This is a genomic window from Sediminicola sp. 1XM1-17 (assembly GCF_037203765.1).
GTDB lineage: Bacteria > Bacteroidota > Bacteroidia > Flavobacteriales > Flavobacteriaceae > Sediminicola.
The window spans coordinates 1-1,125 of the sequence record NZ_JBBCAS010000021.1 but is presented as its reverse complement, the minus strand read 5'-3'; the positions used below and the strand labels follow the sequence as shown (position 1 = coordinate 1,125).

General features: G+C 34.4%; 1 protein-coding gene. It reads right to left on the bottom strand.

Annotation, left to right across the window (positions count from 1 at the left end; genetic code table 11):
• Positions 1-568 precede the first annotated feature (568 nt).
• Positions 569-1,039: a hypothetical protein gene (locus WAA86_RS15350; protein WP_337301901.1), complete on the bottom strand. Its 471-nt coding sequence runs from the start codon at positions 1,037-1,039 to the stop codon at positions 569-571.
• Between the last annotated feature and the right edge of the window lie 86 nt (positions 1,040-1,125).

The window sequence follows — 1,125 nt, the reverse complement described above, 5'->3', positions numbered from 1 at the left end:
CATTTTTTGGCGAATTTTTCTAAAGAATTTTATCATTGATTAGCGGTTTCTGACAATGAAGCACAACGGTTAGGCTAAGAATCCGTTGTTGAGATTTGATGTCAATCAAATCGAGCTTGGATTCATGCCGGATTAAATGTACGAAAACTTTTGAATTGTAGTAAATATGCTAAACAATGGATTATAGGCCTTGTTAGCGCCCGTGGTGTTGCCCAGGCCAAGGTGAAGGCCAACAAGATCCTAATTTTGCTTTTAGCCTTTTATAAATTGCCTTTTTAAGGTCGAACTAGCGTAGTGGTTGCGTTCTGCTTGCGATCAGATTGGTAAGGCAATTTAAAAAGGATAAGCTTTGCCCGAGACATGGTCTTCTATTTTATTCAGCTTTGCCCTCCGTAATGCATTGTTTTTTATTGCACCATTGGCGCTAACGGTTAGGCTATGATTCCGTTGTTGAGATTTGATGTTAATCAAATCGAGCTTGGGATCATGCCGGTCTAAAGTACGAAAAGTTTTGAATTGTAGTAAATATGCTAAACAATGGATTATAGCCCTTGTTGTCATTAGTTTTTTATTCTTCGAGTCTATTTATTATTTCGTCGTTTTGAATTATTATGAACCAAGAAAAAGAATAGCTTACATATTTCTTTTGAAATTCGGTATATGCAGGTTCTATGGGTGGTAAGGAATTTAGAACATTAAAACTAACTTTTTTAAGTAACGAATTACTCGATTCATTTTTTTTGATAGATGTCGAACCATCAGCTTTAATTAAAATTCCAACTTGCAGAGTGTCATTTTTTAGTGATATCATCTTGCTTTTGGCTTCAGCAAGAATCAATTCGCTAATAGTATTTTGTAGACAAGATAATGTCTGTTCGGTCTTACAATTATCAATGAGAGGAACCATTCGCTTATTAGAGAAATCATTGGTCAAGTCTACTTTGTTATTAGGCTTCTCATCCGCTTTTTTTTCATTACAAGAAGCTAATAAGAGGACATTTATCATTAAGGTATATATCGCTAAAGATTTGAATTTCATTTTTGATAAAATGTCACGTCCTAAAATACGGCTACAGATTAATAATTAGTTTTAAGCGGCATATTGGTGCACGTAATTAGGTGTTT

Coding starts and splice junctions, on each gene's coding strand:
- WAA86_RS15350 (WP_337301901.1), bottom strand. CDS start 1,039: ATGAAATTCAAATCTTTAGCGATATATACCTTAATGATAAATGTCCTC.